This window comes from Streptomyces sp. NPDC048483, assembly GCF_040651455.1.
Classification (GTDB): Bacteria; Actinomycetota; Actinomycetes; order Streptomycetales; family Streptomycetaceae; genus Streptomyces.
This window is the reverse complement of record NZ_JBEZJZ010000013.1, coordinates 44,178-62,741: the sequence shown is the minus strand read 5'-3', so window position 1 is coordinate 62,741 and position 18,564 is coordinate 44,178. Positions and strand designations below refer to the sequence as shown.

Genomic DNA, 18,564 nt, shown 5'->3' with positions numbered 1-18,564 from the left:
CGCGGTCCGGGCCCCTTGCCGTAGGACGTCTGTGAGTTCTGGGCAACCAGCCCCTTACCGTTGAGAAACCCTGCCGGACATGTCCGCTCGTAACGTCATCGGATGTGAAGGGCAACCAACGACGCCTGGTGCGTCAACCGCTCGCACTGCCCGGCTGGGGCACCATCCGCGGCCGGGTGGCCGTCGTGCTCGCCGTCCCCACCTGTCTTCTGCTGGCGCTGACCGGCCTCGGCGTGGCCGACCGTGCTTCCGACTGGTCCGTGGCGCGAGAGACCGCCGACCGGGTCGAGCTCGTCCTCAAGACCCAGGACCTGGTGCGCGACCTGCAGCGCGAACGCGGCCTGACCAGCGGACTGCTCGGCGGTGCCGCCCACTACCGGGACGACGTCGACTTCCAGCGTGACCGCACCGACCGCACCCGCACTGCCTTCGACGCCCTGCTCGGGACGGACGGCGCGGGAGCGCACACCGTCGACGCCTTGAAGGACGCGCTCGCCCCGGTCACGGCACTGGCCGCCGAACGCCGCAAAGTCGACGACGGCACCGCCCAGCGCGTACCGACCCTGGCCGCGTACACCAAGACGATCGGCGGACTGATCGACGCCGCGGCGGCGGAACCGGCCGGCGGCGACCGCACCCTCTCCGACGCGATGGGCGCCCTGCACGCCCTCGCCCGCGCCACCGAGGCGGTCGCCCTGGAACGCGGCTCCCTCAACGGGGTCTTCGCCGCGGGCCGCTTCAAGAACGACGAATTCCTCGACTTCACCGAGGTGCGCGCGGACCGGCTGGCCTCCCTGCGCCAGTACAACGGACTCGCCACCCCCGAGCGGCAATCCGCACTCGACGCCGCCTTCGCCACCCGCGACGCCCGACGCGCCAGGGCCTACGAGAAGCAGGCCGAACGCGGAGCCGACGGCCGCCCGCTCGCGGTGGACCCGGGCCGCTGGTGGGCGACGATGACCGCACTGGTCGACGGTCTCCACGACGTCCAGCGGAAGATCGGCACCGACGTACGGATGCGCGCCGACCGGCTCGGGGACGATGCCACCGGCCAGCTGGGCGGCTTCATCGGCCTGGGAGTGCTGATCCTCGCGGTGGCCACCGGACTCGCGGTGCTCTCCTCCCGCTCCATCACCCGGCCGTTCGTCGCCCTCGCGGACGAGGCCGACTCGGTGGCCCGGACCGGTCTGCCCGCCGCAGTCGCCCGGATCCAGGAGGCCAAGGCGGGCGACGCGCTCATCAACCGGCCCCACCGTCATGTTCCGCACGGCGTCCGCGAGTTCTCCCGGCTTGCCTCCGCCCTGCACAACGTCGAGGACACCGCGATCGGGCTGGCGACCGAACAAGCGGTGCTCCGCCGCAACAGCACCGATTCACTCGCCGGGCTCGGCCGCCGCAACCAGGCCCTGCTCTCCCGCCAGCTCGGCCTGATCACCACCCTGGAGAACCAGGAAATCGACCCGGAGGCACTCGGCGAACTCTTCCAACTCGACCACCTGGCCACGCGGATGCGACGCAACGCCGAATCGCTGCTCGTGCTCGCGGGGGAGGAACTGCCGCCGCGTACCCGCTCCGGTCGGGTGACCGTGACCGAGGTGGTGCAGTCGGCGATCGCCGAGGTCGAGCAGTACCGGCGGGTCGCCGTGATGGACGTCCAGGACGGCCGGATCCGCGGCCAGGCCGTCGCCGAACTCTCCCATCTCCTTGCCGAACTCCTCGAGAACGCGCTGGTGTTCTCGCCCCCCTCGCGCCCGGTCGAGGTCTACGGCTGGCGCGACGGCGGCGAGTACTGCCTCGCGGTCGTCGACCGCGGATCCGGCATGACTGCCGAGAAGCTGGCCCGCTCCAACGCCCGGCTGGCGGGCCGCGAGCCGTTCCTGGTCGCCCCCACCCACCCCCAAGTGCCCGGCACCGCTCGAACAGGGGGGACCCCCACCCTCGGCCACTACGTCGTCGGGACGCTCGCCACCCGGCTGGGCGCCCAGGTCGAACTGTGCCCCACCCAGGGCAAGGACGGGGCCTGCGGAGTCACTGCGTACGTTGCGCTGCCGTCCACTCTCGTAGAGGCACCGGAGACGCAGCCGGTGAGCGTCGGCTGAACCGGGCGCGCGAGGAGCGCCGGGGGAGCGGGCGCAGCGCCACCCCCATCACCCACCCCCACCAACGCAGGCTCGGACCGTGCGGCGGCCGGACCGTCCAAGGACTCAACGGTGATCGTCTCCAGCACTGTCATGCGCGGCCCCTCGGGTAGCTCTTCGTTGTTTGGCTAGCCCAAATACGGAGTTGGACGGTGTTCCAGAAAGTGCTGAATCCGTAGCCGCTGGGTGCGATGCATAGGCAGTGCGTCAATCTCGCCGGGAGCTACGAATCGAAGTTCAAGGGACTCCTCAGAGATCGCGAGCGAACCGCCGACGATACGCGCGGTAAAGCACACGTTGAACTGTCGCCTTACCTCTCCGTTGCTGTACGCGATGATGTGGCGTGGATCCGTATATGTGCCGACCAGCCCCGTGATCTCTACGCCGAGCCCCGTCTCCTCCTCGACTTCCCGTACGGCCGCTCCCGGAAGGGAATCTGCTATGTCCATTCCACCGCCGGGGAGCGCCCACAGGCCGCTATCGGTCCGCCGTTGCAGCAGAATGCGTCCGTTGTCGTCCGTGACGACCGCCGACGCGGCGACTACCAGACTGTTCGGCTTGGGCGCGCTGGGGTCGTTGTAGTACTCGGTCCGGGTCACTGCTCAGCCTCCCTGTACGGGCGTTGCTGTAGCCCATACGGCATCGAAACTTCCGGCGTAGCCGTCGAACATCCCCCCGTCGTTGTTGCGACGGAGGTGCCATACCGGCGCCCCATATGCATTCACACCCCACACGTGGGCATTCACCAACATCTGGTCATCGGCACGGTAGATGCTGTTGTAAAGGGTCGTTGCGTGTGTCCTTAGCTCGATCCCCGGCGTACCGACAAGCGATCGGTAATGCATCATTGCCAGTTGGCAGCGCGATTCGACTCCAAGGCCGAACTTCTCTTCCTGGCCGCGCTGTTGAACATTAGCGCTGCCTGCGTCGCCCACCGCAATCCGTACGGTGCAGCCTTCGGCGGCTCGTTCGCGCAATAGGTCATTGAGGCGAGGGTATGCTTCATGCAGGAATACGGCCGCGTACACAAGTACATCTATGCGTTTCCGTGCCTGAGTGAAAAGATCGATGAAGACGGAAACGGGAAGGTCTGCCCGCTGGCTGTACAGCGCTACCAATTCGGGACTGACTGCCCTCGCCGCGCGTGCCTGCCTCAGTTTTGGCCAGAGTGCAAACACGTCTTCCCCTATTGTCTCTGCGGCTCGCATGGCGGTTTCCCTGCGCGGCGTGCGCCCCAGGTTGACCCACCGTTCCACTGACTTGGGATCAACATCAACCTTTGCTGCCAGGCTCGCATGGGTCCAGCCGCCTTCCGCCATGGCGGCCCGCAGTCGCTCGTTCTGCACTCTGCCTGCCCCTCTTCCTGGACGCCGAGAGGGACGTTCTACCCACTCTAGGACGTCCCTAAGTGTCCCTCGTCAGTGGTTTCGCCGTCCCCCAATAGCCAACGATGCTCACGGCAAGAACCCCCGCGACGCGCTGCGTGCGTCCGGGGGCGTGGCCATCAACTACAAGGGAGTTGACGACATGACCAACGCTACAGCGTGGCTCTTAATCCCGTTGCTACGGCTGCTGTTTCCTACGCGGGGTCGCCACCGATCGGCCCGCGCGCTGCCTGCTGCGCGGTGCGAGGGGGCGCCGACGCTCACGCCTCCCCGCGTGCCCGTCCGGCAGCCAGAGCTGCTGCGTGGCGAAGACTCGCCCCTGATTCGCCCGTACGTCCTTACGCCTGGGGAGTGGCGGGAGCGTCGCTCGCAGCGTGGTCGTCGGCGGGCGTTGTGGCTGGCCGTGCACGGCGCCGACGCAGGGCCGCGCTGGATTCACGGTGTGGAGGTGGTGGGGTGATGGCCCGGATGTGTCGCCCCGTTCAGCTGATGGAACCGGCGGCGGATCCGGTGCCGGTTGCCGGGTGTGATGTGTGTGGAGCGCTGGCGGTGCAGCGTGCGGAAGCCTATGCCGTGGGCGACAGGTCGAAGGCGACCGACCACAATGTCGAGATCCGCCGGCACCCTCACCCGGAGGCAATGCGGTGATGGGGACCGAGGCGCGCACAGCCATCCAGGCGGCATCGGACGCCTATCGCGATCTTCAACTCGCCTTGGCCGACGCGAAGATAATCTTCCCGGAGATGACCTTCAGTGATACCGCCGAGGGGGACATCCGGATCAGCCTGGGTCGGGTAGGCATCCGTACGGCCGCGAAGCTCGCCCGCGTTCTGAAGGCGGCGCGCGCATGAGGGCGCGCTATAGGTTCGCCGAGTGGACGCTGTCGGTCATGCCGGACACGGCCGTGCGCCACGTCGGCAGGTGTCTGACGTGCCGTGAACGGTCGTCGGACGCGGCCGATGCGGACGAGGTGCAGGTGTGGTGTCTGCGGCACGCGGGGCTGACGCATCACAGCGGCTATGAGCTGGCGGCGTTCCAGTGTTTCGACGCCACGATGACCGACCCGGCAGCGGGCGGTACGGCGTCGATGACGTAAGCCAGGAGACCAGGCGGGGCCCGCCGCGCCCTCCGTACGCGCCGGCCGCCTCGCCCGCACAACTTCCCCCGACCGGAGCAGCCCTGAGCAGGGACAGCACGTGTCCCGTGTGAGTCGACGGGCTCAGCTCTCGCACCGGTCCGTCCTGCGGGGAGCGTTCCGGGCGCTTCCTTCACGGATGCCGTGCCTTGGCGGCGCGGTGAGGGAACAGGTCCCGCCCGGTGGGCACGACCACCGGGCGGGACCGCCAACCACAACGGCGAACAACCTGTTCCGAAGGCTCCACGCAACCCATCCACCTGGAGGTATGCACGATGAGCACAGTCATTCAGACCCGTACCCGCGACCCACGGCTCCTCCTCAACGCACTGGCGCACCGTGTGCCCCAACTGATCACCAACAGTGAATCGACGTTGTGGGAGCGGGAAGTCGCTCTCCTGCTGCGCGACAACAGTGTCATGACCCGTGACACCGCCGAGCGGCTTCTGGGCCAGGCCATCGCCTACACGATCACCGCCATGGAACGGCAGGGCGTGGACATGGGCGTCGGGTACACGGTGGACGTGGCCGTGCACGCGCTCATCCTGGACACTCCGTTGTACTTCGCTCTGTGCGCCGAGTACAACGGCGGGCAATACAAGCATCACGCGCCGCTGATCGAACGGCGCTGCGACGGCATCGTGATGCGTACGGCAGGGATCCTTCGGGACAACGGCTTCGCCGTGGACGACGAACTGTGGGCCATGGACGCGGCCGAGTGCTCGCCGTGTGACGACAAGGTGCCCGACAGCCACTGAGTGCCACCCTGGACGGATCCCCCCGGCCCATACCGGGAGCGGGGGGATCACATCAACCGCGAGGCCGAGGACGACAGTTGCCCGCACAGCACGACATCGACTCCGAACGCGAAGTATGGGATGCATTCGCGGAGAGCGCCAAAGACAAAACCCTGGAGGCCGATCCGGTCTTCTGCTGGACGCAATACTCGGGGCATGGCCCTGGCCCCGAACTCCTCGGGTCACCCAGGAGCGCGCTGGAGATCGGTTGCGGCACTGGGCGGGCGCTGGCGTTCCTTCTCAACCAGGGTGTGAAGGTCACGGGCCTGGACCTGTCTCCGGTCGCGGTCAAGCACCTGACGGAACGCTGGGGCGGGCGGGGCGCCGAATTCATCTGCGGCGAAGTGCTGGAACGCTTGGCAGTGAGCGCTGACGCATACGACGCGATCTATTCCCTCTTCGGTGCTGCCTGGTTCACCGACCCGGAGCGGCTGTTCCCGCTGGTCGCGGCGCGGCTGAACTCCGGCGGGGTGTTTGCTTTCTCCCAGCCACCTGCGATTCCCGGTGCATATGGACCACAAGGTATGTACAAGGGTGGCTTCGCGGGTAAGGCCACGTACACCTACCGGTACAGCTATACGCCCCGGAAGTGGGCGGCAATGCTGTCGAAGAACGGCTTCGGGGACATCGAAGTGAAGGTCGTCGATGCGCCGGCCCCTGGCCATATCGGAACCTTGATCGTACGAGGCGTGAAGCACTGAGCCGCGGCGCGCTGCGCCGGGCGTCGGCCCCCGCGGGGTACGGCACAACAACCGCCGAGGCGGGGATGTACGGCCGAAGGGCCCGGACCGTGGTTGCGGTCCGGGCCCTTCGGCGTGTGTACGGGGCGTGCTAGCCGCCCAGCTTCTTGGCGGTGCTGAAGCCGCCGGCGGCGGCCAGGACGAAGAAGAGCACTTCGATCGGCTCGAAGTTGTCCACCCAGGCCTGGTTGATGTCGCCGAAGTGGTCGAAGAAGACCCCGACGTCGCCGATGAAGAAGACGGCGGAGAACATCACGCCGAGGTAGTAGGCGAGCAGGCCGAGGATCGCGGCGACCACCGGCACGACGGCGTTACGGCCGCCGATCTTGCCCATCGCGGCGCCGATCAGCGCGCCGAGGGCTACGGCCGCATAGCCGATCGTGGCGCCGTCGGTGGCGTTGAGGATCCCGCCGTAGATGGCGGCCACGATCAGCATGACGACGAAGCCCACGGCGATGGCGCCGCCCGGGTTCCCGGTGCCGGCCGGCTGCGCCGACGGCGGGAAGCCGCCCGGACCGGGAGCGCCGTACTGGGGCTGCGGCGCGCCGTACTGGGGCTGCTGGGGCTGCTGGGGCGATGGCGGGTAGGGCTGGCTCATGAAGGTCCCCCGTGGAAGAAGCGTGAATGCAAGCGTGAATGACGGGCCAAAGTTAGCAGCGTGCTCTGGCATGCCCACAACGACTTAGAGGACCGTGACCTGTTCGATGCCTGCGTGCCGCATGGGTCACAGGCGGTGCGCCGCCCCCGTAGGCGTGGCCCCCCGTGTGTCCAGGAGCAGTTGGGCCTTTACGGCCAGGCCCTGGAGGTCGTAGGTGCGGTGGGGCTGGAGCAGCACCGTCAGGTCGGCGGCGGCCGCGGCCTCGTAGAGGGAGTCGGCGCGGGGGATGGGGCGGTCGAGGACGTTCCACTGGGGGATGTAGGGGTCGTGGTACGTCAGGTGGGCGCCCAGTTCCATGAGGCGGGAGGCGATTTCGCGGGCGGGAGCGGCCTCCTGGTCGCCGATGTCCGGCTTGTAGGTGACGCCGAGGAGCAGGATGCGGGCGCCGCGGGCGGACTTGCCGTGTTCGTTGAGGAGGGCGGCGCAGCGCTGGATGACGTAACGGGGCATCCGGCCGTTGACCTCCTGGGCGAGTTCGACCATGCGGAGCGGGTAGCCCAGTGAACGGCCTTTGTGGGAAAGGTAGTTGGGGTCAACGGGGGTGGCGTGGCCGCCGACTCCCGGGCCGGGGCGGAAGGCCTGGAAGCCGAAGGGCTTGGTCTCGGCGCAGCGGATGACGTCCCACAGGTCGACGCCGATGTCGTGGCAGAAGACTGCCATCTCGTTCATCAGGGCGATGTTGATGTGGCGGTAGTTGGTCTCCAGCAGTTTGGTCGTCTCGGCCTCGCGGGGGCCGCGGGCCCGTACGACCTTGTCGGTGAGACGGCCGTAGAAGGTGGCGGCGGCCTCGGTGCAGGCGGGGGTGAGGCCGCCGATGACCTTGGGGGTGTTGCGGTAGCGGTGGGTGCGGTTGCCGGGGTCGTGGCGGCTGGGCGAGCAGGCGAGGTGGAAGTCGCGGCCCGCGGTCAGTCCGGAGCCCTCTTCCAGGAGGGGGCGCAGGAATTCCTCGGTGGTGCCCGGGTAGGCGGTCGATTCGAGGATGACGGTGGTGTGCGGGCGCAGCCGCGCGGCGAGCGCGCGGGCCGCGTCGGCGATGCCGGTCAGGTCCAGGGCGCGGTCCGCGCCGAGCGGGGTGGCCGCGCAGATGACGGCCGTACGGACCTTGCCGAGGGCGGCGGGATCGGCGGTGGTGCGGAATCCGGCCGCGAGCAGCCGGCGGATCTCGGTGGCGGACAGCGGCCCGTCGGCGCCCGAGGGGGTGGCGGCGAGCGGGTCGGGGTCGTAGCCGAGGGTGCTGATGCCGGCGGCGGTGGCGGCCTGGGCGAGGGGGAGGCCGAGGTGGCCGAGTCCGATGACGGCTAGGTCCGCGGGCATGTCTGCTGCCGTCCTTCCCGAGCGACTGCGAATAACGCATAAGTAGACTAAGCCGACATTTGACCCAGAATAGGGATTGGTGGATCAAGGTGGCGGGGTGTTGCCGTCACGGGCGGAGCGGGGATACCGGCATGTAGCAGATGTCCACAGCACGGCCGGAACGACGAACGGTTGGCAGGCCACCGATCACAGCGGGAGGCAGTGGTGAAGACAGCGACACTGGGACCGGCGCAGCGTGCCGAGGCGCTCGCTCGAATGGCGGAGCGCGAGCTGGACATTCTGGTGGTCGGCGGCGGGGTCGTCGGCGCCGGTACGGCACTGGACGCGGCGACCCGCGGACTGGGCACCGGGCTGGTCGAGGCCCGCGACTGGGCCTCGGGCACCTCCAGCCGCTCGAGCAAGCTCATCCACGGTGGCCTGCGCTATCTGGAGATGCTGGACTTCGCACTCGTACGGGAGGCCCTCAAGGAGCGGGGGCTGCTGCTCCAGCGGCTGGCACCCCATCTGGTGAAGCCGGTGCCGTTTCTCTACCCGTTGCAGCACCGGGGCTGGGAGCGCTGGTACGCGGGGTCCGGCGTCGCGCTCTACGACGGCATGTCGGTCTCGTCCGGCCACGGCCGCGGGCTGCCCGTACACCGCCATCTCTCCCACAAGCGGGCCCTGCGGGTCGCGCCCTGCCTGAAGAGCGACGCGCTGGTCGGCGCGCTCCAGTACTACGACGCCCAGATGGACGACGCGCGCTATGTGGCGACGATGGTGCGCACCGCCGCCGCCTACGGCGCGCAGGTCGCCAACCGGGCGCGGGTGGTGGGATTTCTGCGCGAGGGCGAGCGGGTGGTCGGCGCGCGGGTGCAGGACGTCGAGACGGGCGGCGAGTACCCCATCCGCGCCCGGCAGATCGTCAACGCCACCGGCGTGTGGACGGACGACACCCAGGCGCTGATCGGCGAGCGCGGGCAGTTCCACGTCCGCGCCTCGAAGGGAATTCACCTGGTTGTCCCAAAGGACCGGATCCATTCGACGACCGGGCTCATCCTCCGTACGGAGAAGAGCGTGCTGTTCGTCATCCCCTGGGGACGGCACTGGATCATCGGGACGACGGACACCGGCTGGGACCTGGACAAGGCCCACCCGGCCGCCTCCAGCGCCGATATCGACTATCTGCTGGAGCATGTGAACTCCGTGCTCGCCATACCGCTGACCAGGGACGACGTGGAAGGCGTCTACGCCGGCCTGCGGCCGTTGCTGGCCGGGGAGTCGGATGCGACCAGCAAGCTGTCGCGCGAGCACACCGTCGCGCACCCGGTGCCGGGGCTGGTCGTGGTCGCCGGCGGCAAGTACACGACGTACCGGGTGATGGCCAAGGACGCCGTGGACGAGGCGGTCCACGGGCTGGACCGCAGGGTCGCGGAGTGTGTGACGGAAGACGTCCCGCTGGTCGGCGCCGAGGGCTACAAGGCGCTGTGGAACGCACGGGCCCGGATCGCGGCCCGTACGGGCCTCCATGTCGCCCGTATCGAGCACCTCTTGAACCGCTACGGCTCGCTCACCGAGGAATTGCTGGAACTCGTCGTGGCCGATCCTTCACTGGGCGAACCGCTCGCGGCCGCGGACGACTATCTGCGCGCCGAGGCCGTCTACGCCTGCACCCATGAGGGCGCCCGGCACCTCGACGACGTCCTGACCCGCCGCACCCGCATCTCCATCGAGACCTTCGACCGCGGCGCCCACAGCGCCCGCGAGGTGGCCGAACTGATCGCGCCCGCGCTGGGCTGGGACAGCGCCCAGATCGAGAAGGAGATCGCGCACTACGAGAAGCGGGTCGAGGCGGAGCGCGAGTCGCAGCGGCAGCCGGACGATCTGACGGCGGATGCGGCCCGGCTGGGGGCGCCGGACATCGTGCCGTTGTAGCTGCCCGCTCTGCGCTCTACGCAGGGTGCCCGGGGCAGAATTCCGCCGTCAGGACGGCCGTCCCGTGCGCCGGCCGGGTCAGCGCGTCGGTGTTGACCCGGTAGCTGACGAGGTGCCGCCCGTCGGCGGTGCCCGCGGTCTCGGCGAACGAGCCGTTGATGTCGCCGCTGTGGCCCCAGACCGTGACGCCACAGGGCAGCGCGGTCGCGTACAGGCCGAGGCCGTAGGCGCCGCCGGTGGCCCGCTCGCTGCGCAGCTGAGCCATCTGACGCGGCGCCAGGAACTTGCCGCTGAGCAGCGCGGAGAAGAAGCGGTTGAGGTCGCCGAGGGTGGAGACCAGCTCGCCCGCGGCGCCGGCCCGGCTGGGGTCCAGGGCCGTGGCGTCCACCTGCCGGCCGCCGATCAGGGAGTACGCGCGGCCGTGCGGCTTCGGCAGCGACGGATCGGTGCCGGGGAAGGAGGTGTTGTCGAGCCCGGCGGGAAGGGTGATGCGCTGACGGATCTCCGCGGCGTACGAGTGGCCGGTGACCCCCTGGATGATCAGGCCGAGCACCACGTAGTTGGTGTTGGAGTACGCGTAACGGGCACCCGGTGCGGCCGCCGCCGGGTGGCCGAGGGCGATCCGCAGCAGCCGGGCCGGGGTGTAGGTGTCGTAGCGGTGGGCGGCGAAGCCCGTGCCGTACAGCCGGCCGGCGAGCCGGGGGTCGCGGGTGTAGTCGAACACACCACTCGTATGGTCCAGCAGCTGCCGGATGGTCACCTTGCGCAGATCGCTGCTGTGGCCGCCTGCCGCGCCGGGCCCGCGGACCGGTACGCCCGCCGGGAGGTGCGCGGCCGCGGTGTCGTGCAGCGTCAGTTTCCGCTCGGCGGCGAGTTGCAGGATCACCGTGGCGACCAGAGTCTTGGTGAGACTGCCGGCCCGGAAGTGGTCGGACTTCTCCATGACGCGGCCGGTCCGCAGATCGGCGACCCCGACGGTGGAGAACCGCGAGCCCCAGAACCGCCCGTCGCGGGTGATGAGGGAGGCGGCGCCCGGGGCACCGTCGTCCACCAGACGGTGCAGCGCGTGCACCGTAGTGGCGGGCGGCCGGCGGACCTCCGCGGGCGGGATGGCGGCGATATGCCTCTGACCAGCACATCCTGCCTGGACCGGCACGATCAGCGCGGTCAGTGCGATCAGGGCCGCCGTCGCGGCCCGGCGGGGCGAGCGCATCGTCATCGGGACTCCCCTTCGTCCGGGCCATCATGGCGCGCGGGCGGCGGCCCCCGGAAACCGTGCCGGGCACCCACCCGGGCCTTCCGCATGGCTGCGGATGAGAGAGAATGAAGGCTCCGCCAGGGTGAGTTGTCCGAGTTGGGGCAGTTTGGCGATCGACAGGGGTGTGGCCTGGGGCCCGCACCGGGATCGCGGTGCCAACTCGGCTGGAGTGCAGAGGGGATTCCGTGGGCGACGACGTCGAGATGGACGGCAAGGAGGGCAGGCTGCTCGCCGGCCGGTACCGGCTCGCCGATGTTCTCGGCCGGGGCGGCATGGGCACCGTCTGGCGGGCCCGCGACGAGGTCCTGGGCCGAACGGTCGCAGTCAAGGAACTGCGCTTCCCCGGCGGCGTCGAGGAGGACGAGAAGCGCCGGCTGATCACCCGTACGCTGCGCGAGGCCAAGGCGATCGCCCGGATCCGCAACAACGGCGCGGTGACGGTCTACGACGTGGTCGACGAGGACGACCGGCCGTGGATCGTGATGGAGCTGGTCGAGGGCCGCTCGCTCGCCGAGGTCGTCCGCGACGACGGCGCGCTCACCCCGCGCCGCGCCGCCGAGGTCGGCCTCGCCATCGTGGACGTCCTGCGCGCCGCCCACACCGCGGGCATCCTGCACCGCGATGTGAAGCCGTCCAACGTCCTGATGTCCGACGACGGCCGGGTCGTGCTCACCGACTTCGGCATCGCCCAGGTCGAGGGCGACCCCTCCGTGACCTCGACCGGCATGCTCGTCGGCGCCCCCTCCTACATCTCCCCGGAGCGCGCCCGCGGCCAGAAGCCCGGCCCGCCGGCCGACATGTGGTCGCTCGGCGGCCTGCTGTACGCCTGCGTCGAGGGCCACCCGCCGTACGACAAGGGCTCCGCGATCGCCACCCTGACGGCGGTGATGACCGAGCCGATCGAGCCGCCCAAGAGCGCCGGCGCCCTCGAAGAGGTCATCTACGGCCTCCTGGTGAAGGACCCGGCGGGCCGCCTGGACGACGCCGGCGCGCGGGCGCTGCTGCGCGACATCGTCGACGGCCCCAAGGACGCCGCGCCCGAGCCGCCGATGGACGCCACGCGGGCGATGGCGCTGCCCACGGTGCCGGAGGAGCGGGAGCCCAAGGCCAGGGCGGCGAAGCCGAAGGCCGCGCCGAAGCCGAAGGTGTCGCGGAAGCCGAAGACCAAGGCCGGAACCAAGGCCGGGACCAAGGCCGGGACCGGGGCGGTGAGCGCCGAGGCCGGGGAGAAGGCCGGGGCCGCCGTGTCCGCCGCCGCCTCGGTGGGCGCGCCGGAGAAGAAGTCGCAGACCCCCCGCACGACGGCCTCCTCGGACCGTACGAAGCCGGCCGCCACCAAAACGAGCGACCCGGTCAACCCGGCCGCGAAAGCGAACCCGCACGGGGGTACCGCGACCGCCGACCGCCCCGCAGCCCGTTCCGCCGTCGCCACCGACGCCGCCAAGGAGCGGGTGCGCGGCGCCCTGCAGTCCGTACGCAACGCCGCCGCCGCGGTCCGCAACGAGTCCAGACCCGGCGACGGGAGCCGGCCCGCCCCGCGCGCCTCGGTGACCGATGTCGTACCGCGCCGCACGCTGATCATCGCTGCCGTGGTCGTGGCACTGCTGGTACTGGGCACGATCCTGGCCGTCGCGCTCAGCGGCGGCGACGAGAACAGCGGCGCGTCGGCCGGCAAGGACGGCAAGGCGTCCACCGGCCACGCCAAGACCTCGAAGGACGACCGCAACAAGCCGGACTCGGCGGATGCGGACGAGCCGGGGGACGAGCAGCCCGGCGCACCGGGGTCGCAGACGCCGAACTCCGGGTCCGGCGACGGCAAGGGCAAGGGCAACGACACGGGCGGCGGAAAGGGCGACAGGGCCCTCCCGGCCGGCTTCGCGCCGGTCTCCAACGGCCGGTTCCACTTCAGCGTCGCGATGCCCAAGGGCTTCAAGCAGACCGCGACCTCGGGCGACGGCTCCGGCGCCATATACAGCGCCTCGGGCGGCCTCCCGCGCGTCCAGATCGACTACAACGCCAAGCCGGGCACCGACGCGGCCGCCTCCTGGCGCTCCCTCGAGCCGGCGGTGGCCGGCAGCACGCCCGGCTACCACCTCCTCGGCATCAAGACCGTCTCGTGGCGGGACTATCCGACCGTCGCGGACTGGTCGTTCACCCGTCAGCAGAGCGGCACGAAGGCACGGGTCCTCGACCGCGGCTTCAAGGCCGACGACAAGCACGGCTACGCGATCATGATCACGTGCAAGGCCGACGCCTGGTCGGACAAGGAGTGCAAGCAGCTGCGCGATACGGCGTTCCGGACGTTCGCCATCAAGGGCTGACGCGTGCGGGGCCGACGCGGCACGGGCCGCTGTCGGTCCCGGCACGTATCGTGAGAGCGAACGGTTCGTACGCATGAACGCCGTACGCCTGAGCGCGCTGTTGGGGAGGCGTCGTGGACGAGTACGCGGGGAGAGTGCTCGCCGAGCGCTACCGCCTGCCGCTGCGGCCCCCCGGCGACGAGGACTTCACCGCGACCCGCGCCTTCGACACCTACAGCGGGCAGGAGGTGCTGCTCCGTCAGGTGCCCCTGCCGGAGGTGGTGGAGGCGGAGGTCGTGGACGCGGACCCCGTCGGTGACCCCGGCTTCCCGCGCGGCGGCCCCGCGGGCACGGCCACGGGAGCGGCCGACCGCAGCCCCCGGGATCCGGCCGTACGACGCGCGCTGGAGGCCGCGACGGCGGCCGCGCAGATGCCCGATCACCCCCTCCTGGACCAGGTCTTCGACGTCTTCGCCCAGGACGGCAGCCTGTGGATCGCCGGCGAACTCATCCCCGCCCGCCCGCTGTCCGCGCTCCTCGCCCAGGGCCCCCTGAGCCCGCACCGCGCCGCGGAAATCGCCGCCGACGTCCTCACCGCACTGCGCGCCCTGCACGCCCACGGCCGCCTCCACCGCAACATCACCGCCCGCACGGTCCTGGTCTGCGACGACGGCCGGGCCATCCTGACCGGCCTGGCGGTGGGCGCGGCCCAGGAGGCGCTGTGCGGAGACGAGGCGCTGCCGGGCGGGAGCGGCACGGGCCTCGACCCCGGCGAACTGCCCGCGCCACGCCGCGCGCCGGCGGCGGAGGCCGCGCCCGATCCCCAGGTCCGGCTCTCCAAAACACCACCGCCTCCGCCGTCGAGCGAGCCCTCGTCCTCCTCCTCGCCCTCCCCGTACGGCCGGCCCACCGCCGGCCTGGCCGCCGAGCGGGCGTGGCAGGCCCGGCTCCAGATTGTCGGCCCGGTCACCGAACGCTGGGCCCCCGAACAGGCCGCACCGGCCGAACTCGCCCATGTGACAGGCCAGTTGGCGAACCGGCCCGGCCCGGCCACCGATCTCTGGGCGGTCGGCGCGCTCCTCTTCCGCAGCGTGCAGGGCCACCCGCCCTTCCCCGAGGAGGACGCCGCCGAACTGACGCAACAGGTCCGCTCGCAGCCGCCCGCACCCGCCGACGCCTGCGGCGAGGGCCTGCCGCCCCTCATCGCCTCCCTCCTTCGCCAGGACCCCGCCGACCGGCCGGACTTCGAGGAGCTGCGCGGCCGGCTGCGTGCCCTGATCCGTACGGCACCGGAGCCGGAGGTCGGCCGCCGGCTGGTCACGATTCCGGCGCTGGAGCGGGGCGCCGTCCCCCGCCGGCTGCCGATCCTGCGGCGCCGCGGCGAACTCGTCCGCAAAGGCCGCCGGAAAAAGGACCGCGCCCGCCGGCCGCAGCCGACGCCCGTCGCGGCACCGGCGGCGGCCGCGTCCGCGCCGCCGGTCGCCGCCGTACCCCGCCCCGCGCGCCCACCGCGCCCCCCGAAGCAGCCCAAGCCGTTCGGCGGGCCCGGATTCGCCAAGCAGCCCAAGCCACCCAGGTCGCCGAAGCCGCGCAAGCCGCCGAGACCCGCCCGGAGCTCCGGACCCTCGGCCGGGGGGCTGTACGACGACCAGCAGCTGCTCGTCCAGGTCGGGCTGGACACCGCCCCGCGCCGCTCACGTCCGGCATGGGACGACGACGCCGAACGGACACCGCGCGGACGCGGCCCCCGCCATCTTGGCCGCCTCCTCCTGGTCCTGATCCTGCTCCTCCTCGTGGGCGCCGTTGCCTACGCCATGGTGTTCCTGCCGAAGTCCGGCGAGGAGGCCCGCGGCGCTTCGGGCGGCTCGGACGGCACGGGCGTATCGGGCGCGCCCTCCGGCGGCAGCCCCACACCCACCGCCGGCCAGGACAGCGGTGGCCAGGGCCGGACCGAGGGCCAGGACGGCGGTTCCGGCGGCACCCGGCCGCCACAGCCCACCCCGCCCGCGAACCTCCCCGAGGGCTTTGAGCTCCGCAAGGACGCCGAGGGTTTCCAGGTCGCGGTCCACAAGGGCTGGCAGCGCCGCGGCAAGAACGGCCAGGGCCAGGTCCGTTACCTGCGCGGTGACTACGAGCTCCTGATCGTCCCCGGCCGCGACACCACCGCCCACTTCGGCGCCGACCCGATGGCCTACCAACTGGAAAAGGAAGGCGAACTGGCCCCGTCCCGCGCCTCCAACTGGTCCTCGTCCTCCGGCCTGCGCCGCATCGACGTCGGCCGGACCGCCATGGCCGAGGGCACCTTCACCTGGAAGGACACCAGCGGCCGCGAGGTCTACGTCCGCAACCTCGCGATGATCCACAACGGCCGCTACCACCTCGTCCTCGTCATCGGCCCCGACAACGGCCGCCGCGAGGTCGACCGCCTGTTTGAGCAGGCGACGAGCACATACAGCCCCGGCTGACGGAAGCGCCGGCCGCCCAGCGCGCGCGGACCGTGCACGCGTCCCGCGCCGTGCGAGGGCGGCCGGCGCGTCAGCGGGAGTGTGACGACAGGGGCTAGACGGAGGGACCCGCTCCGACCAGCGCCTCGAGGACCTTGACGGCGTTGCCCACGCCGTCCTGGGCCCGGGTCTGCCGGCCCAGCTGTTCCGCCCGCCGGATCAGCGTGGGGGTGTGCACGGACTTCCGGATGGCGGTTGCCAGCCGGTCGGCGGTCAGCCGGTGTTGGGGCAGGGGCGGCGGCGCGACGCCGCATGCGTGCATACGCTCGGCCCAGAACGGCTGGTCGAAGCTGAGCGGGCAGACCACCTGGGGCCGTCCGGACGTCAGCGCGGCGGCAGTGGTCCCGGCACCACCGTGGTGGACGATCGAGGACATCCGCGGGAACAGCCGGTCGTGGGGCGCCTCCTCCACAAAGAACACGTCGTCGGCGCTCCCCATGGGCTGGTGCGCGGTCATGCTGCCCCAGCCGGTGGCGACGACGGCCCGGACCTGTGCCGCGCGGACCGCCTCGACCACCGTGCGCGTCGTCTGCGCGGGGTCGCTTCCGGGCAGGCTCCCGAACCCGACGTACACCGGTGGCGGGCCGGCATCGAGGAACGCGCGCAGAGGCGGTGGCATCCGCCAGTCGGAGTGCGTCGCCAGGTGCCAGAAGCCCGTGGTGTGGACGGTCGCCGGGTAGCGCGGCGCGCCGGGGAGCACATGGCCGCCGAAGGCCTGCAGGACGGTGGCCGGTTGCCGGTCGGCACCCCTCAGCACGTTGTGCCGCCCCCGCCGACGCGGCAGCCGCAGGTCCTCGCGCGTCCGCTCCACCGCCCGCCCGTACAACAGCCGGGTGATCTCCGGCGTGCCCGTGTACGACAGGGTGTTCCACCTCCTTGGGAGGCGCCCGGGGAAAAGTGGATTGCGCAGGTCCGGCGTGGGCACCCAGCCGGGCTGGAGACACACCGGTACGGCCGGCACGCCGAGGCTCTCGGCGAGGTGATGCGCCGGCAGCCACGACTGGAAGACCACGACATCGGGACGCCCCTGAGCCCGGACCGTGGCGACCAGGTCCGCCAGGACCTCCCGGTAAAGCGGCCGGTTCCGCAGCAGCCACCGCACCGCCAGCACCCGCCCCCGCAGCCCCCGCCCACGTGTCCGGTTCGCCTTGACGACGACGGGATCCCGCATCAGTGTCAGCGGCCCGTCCGTGATCGGCACGTACGGCACCCCGGCGGACCGCGCCACCTCGGAGGCCGCCCGCGGACCGACCAGCGACACCTCATGGCCAACGGACGCCAAACCACGGGCCAGCGCAACAAACGGCTGGACATCGCCCCGGGAACCATGCGCCAGAAGCAGTGCTTTCAACAGTGAACACTCCATGCAAGACATCGGACGGAACGGGCGTTCCCACGCCTCGTCGGCTATCTGCCTCCACCCTCCAACGCCCATGGACCCCGCAGAGAGATATGGGGCCACGGTTCGATCCCGTGTCGCGTTTGCCGGCGCGCCCCGTAAGGGCGACTGGTTTCCGGCCACCGATGGGAACATCCCTGCTGAATGTGTCCGTGTCGGCCAGGATGCCGTGGACCGGTGCGAGACGGCCCGGTCTCGGCGTAGGCCCCATGAGCGAGCGACCGGCAGCTCAAAGGCCCGGCGGCTCCCTCCGTGAATCCGCCGGACAGGCCCTACCGGAAGCCGTCCGCCGGCAGCATCGGCGCCCCGAACCCGTCCGGTCGTTCGGCCTTGACCGGGCAGCACGACGCCGTGCGGCTGACGAGGGGCAGAAGGAGAACGGGTCGGGCCGACCACTCCACCCAGGCCCCGGCCAGTTCGAGGCCCAGGCCGCAGGGTTCGCCCCGGTGGAGCGCCGCCATCGCCCCGACGTGCCCATGCCTCCCCACCCGGTCCAGTACGCGCTGCCGCTCGCGGTCGGGGAGCCCGGAGGCCATCCGCCGTGCGTCCGCGCCGATGCAGTGCATGGCCCGTGCGGCGCTGTGCGTGACCATGGCTGCCCAGGAGGCGGGGGCATCCGCGTACAGGGACTCATGGACGAACCGCTCACACCAGAAACCGGGAAGGGCGAGCGGCCCCGGTGTCACGCCGCCAGCCATGCCGCCTCCCGACCGCGTGACGCCAGATCGGACCACTCCGCCCAGACGGCAAGGACGTACGTACACCCGTCCCCGTCAACGGCCTCCAGCGTGAACGGAACGTCGCCCGCGAGCCCGTACAGCGCCCACTGATACTCGTCCCCGTCCGCCAGCCACTCCCGCACTGCCCCGTCGTACGGAGCCCCTAACTGCTCCGCCACCTGCTCGGCCCGCTTCCGCACCCAGCCGAGGGCGCGACCTGGCGAGCCCGAGGCCCATCCGCCGAGGCCGATGGAGCCCCCGTCCGGGCACCGGACCACGGCCGACGCCCGGTACGTCACACGCTCC

Annotated in this window: 16 protein-coding genes; 8 read left to right on the top strand and 8 right to left on the bottom strand. The window is 71.1% G+C overall.

The annotated features are described in order from the left end of the window. Nucleotides 1-104: 104 nt before the first annotated feature. Nucleotides 105-2,099, top strand: a complete 1,995-nt coding sequence (locus AB0D04_RS09805) for a nitrate- and nitrite sensing domain-containing protein (RefSeq protein ID WP_362701328.1) — start codon at nt 105-107, stop codon at nt 2,097-2,099. A 167-nt stretch (nt 2,100-2,266) separates the two neighbouring features. Here AB0D04_RS09805 and AB0D04_RS09800 read toward each other — a convergent pair whose 3' ends face one another. Both AB0D04_RS09800 and AB0D04_RS09795 read right to left on the bottom strand, forming a co-directional pair. Then, nucleotides 2,267-2,737 (bottom strand): NUDIX domain-containing protein, encoded by a 471-nt coding sequence (locus AB0D04_RS09800; protein WP_362701326.1) that lies wholly within the window; start codon nt 2,735-2,737, stop codon nt 2,267-2,269. A 3-nt stretch (nt 2,738-2,740) separates the two neighbouring features. Then, the gene (locus AB0D04_RS09795) at nt 2,741-3,484 is read right to left on the bottom strand and encodes a helix-turn-helix transcriptional regulator (protein WP_362701323.1); all 744 of its coding nucleotides are present in this window, start codon (nt 3,482-3,484) and stop codon (nt 2,741-2,743) included. A gap of 686 nt (nt 3,485-4,170) precedes the next feature. On the opposite strand from AB0D04_RS09795, the gene AB0D04_RS09790 reads away from it, so the two are divergent. The 4 genes from AB0D04_RS09790 to AB0D04_RS09775 all read left to right on the top strand — a co-directional run bounded on the left by AB0D04_RS09790 (nt 4,171) and on the right by AB0D04_RS09775 (nt 6,156). Beyond that, nucleotides 4,171-4,374, top strand: a complete 204-nt coding sequence (locus AB0D04_RS09790) for a hypothetical protein (protein WP_362701320.1) — start codon at nt 4,171-4,173, stop codon at nt 4,372-4,374. Continuing rightward, nucleotides 4,371-4,619: a hypothetical protein gene (locus AB0D04_RS09785; protein ID WP_362701317.1), complete on the top strand. Its 249-nt coding sequence runs from the start codon at nt 4,371-4,373 to the stop codon at nt 4,617-4,619. The genes AB0D04_RS09790 and AB0D04_RS09785 overlap by 4 nt, the downstream gene beginning before the upstream one ends. Before the next feature lie 314 nt (nt 4,620-4,933). Next, on the top strand, nt 4,934-5,416 hold the full coding sequence (locus AB0D04_RS09780) for a hypothetical protein (RefSeq protein WP_362701314.1): 483 nt from the start codon (nt 4,934-4,936) through the stop codon (nt 5,414-5,416). 77 nt (nt 5,417-5,493) lie between these two features. Beyond that, nucleotides 5,494-6,156, top strand: a complete 663-nt coding sequence (locus tag AB0D04_RS09775; RefSeq protein ID WP_362701312.1) for a class I SAM-dependent methyltransferase — start codon at nt 5,494-5,496, stop codon at nt 6,154-6,156. Nucleotides 6,157-6,286: 130 nt separating this feature from the next. On the opposite strand, the gene AB0D04_RS09770 is transcribed toward AB0D04_RS09775, so the two are convergent. After that, on the bottom strand, nt 6,287-6,793 hold the full coding sequence (locus AB0D04_RS09770; protein ID WP_362701309.1) for a hypothetical protein: 507 nt from the start codon (nt 6,791-6,793) through the stop codon (nt 6,287-6,289). A gap of 126 nt (nt 6,794-6,919) precedes the next feature. Continuing rightward, a complete protein-coding gene (locus AB0D04_RS09765) occupies nt 6,920-8,167 on the bottom strand; it encodes a nucleotide sugar dehydrogenase (protein WP_362701306.1) in 1,248 nt (415 codons plus the stop codon). 204 nt (nt 8,168-8,371) lie between these two features. Between AB0D04_RS09765 and AB0D04_RS09760 the strand changes: the two genes are divergently transcribed. Further along, on the top strand, nt 8,372-10,078 hold the full coding sequence (locus tag AB0D04_RS09760) for a glycerol-3-phosphate dehydrogenase/oxidase (RefSeq protein WP_362701304.1): 1,707 nt from the start codon (nt 8,372-8,374) through the stop codon (nt 10,076-10,078). Nucleotides 10,079-10,094: 16 nt separating this feature from the next. Here AB0D04_RS09760 and AB0D04_RS09755 read toward each other — a convergent pair whose 3' ends face one another. Then, nucleotides 10,095-11,297 (bottom strand): serine hydrolase domain-containing protein, encoded by a 1,203-nt coding sequence (locus tag AB0D04_RS09755; RefSeq protein WP_362701301.1) that lies wholly within the window; start codon nt 11,295-11,297, stop codon nt 10,095-10,097. Between the two features lie 224 nt (nt 11,298-11,521). On the opposite strand from AB0D04_RS09755, the gene AB0D04_RS09750 reads away from it, so the two are divergent. Next, the gene (locus AB0D04_RS09750) at nt 11,522-13,657 is read left to right on the top strand and encodes a serine/threonine-protein kinase (RefSeq protein ID WP_362701298.1); all 2,136 of its coding nucleotides are present in this window, start codon (nt 11,522-11,524) and stop codon (nt 13,655-13,657) included. A 113-nt stretch (nt 13,658-13,770) separates the two neighbouring features. Then, a complete protein-coding gene (locus tag AB0D04_RS09745; RefSeq protein WP_362701295.1) occupies nt 13,771-16,101 on the top strand; it encodes a hypothetical protein in 2,331 nt (776 codons plus the stop codon). A gap of 94 nt (nt 16,102-16,195) precedes the next feature. On the opposite strand, the gene AB0D04_RS09740 is transcribed toward AB0D04_RS09745, so the two are convergent. From AB0D04_RS09740 to AB0D04_RS09730, 3 genes are all read right to left on the bottom strand, one after another. Next, a complete protein-coding gene (locus AB0D04_RS09740) occupies nt 16,196-17,491 on the bottom strand; it encodes a glycosyltransferase (protein ID WP_362701293.1) in 1,296 nt (431 codons plus the stop codon). Between the two features lie 320 nt (nt 17,492-17,811). Beyond that, nucleotides 17,812-18,237, bottom strand: coding sequence for a hypothetical protein (locus tag AB0D04_RS09735; RefSeq protein ID WP_362701291.1), 426 nt, complete (start codon nt 18,235-18,237; stop codon nt 17,812-17,814). After that, nucleotides 18,222-18,557, bottom strand: coding sequence for a hypothetical protein (locus AB0D04_RS09730; RefSeq protein ID WP_362701289.1), 336 nt, complete (start codon nt 18,555-18,557; stop codon nt 18,222-18,224). The genes AB0D04_RS09735 and AB0D04_RS09730 overlap by 16 nt, the downstream gene beginning before the upstream one ends. Nucleotides 18,558-18,564 lie beyond the last annotated feature (7 nt).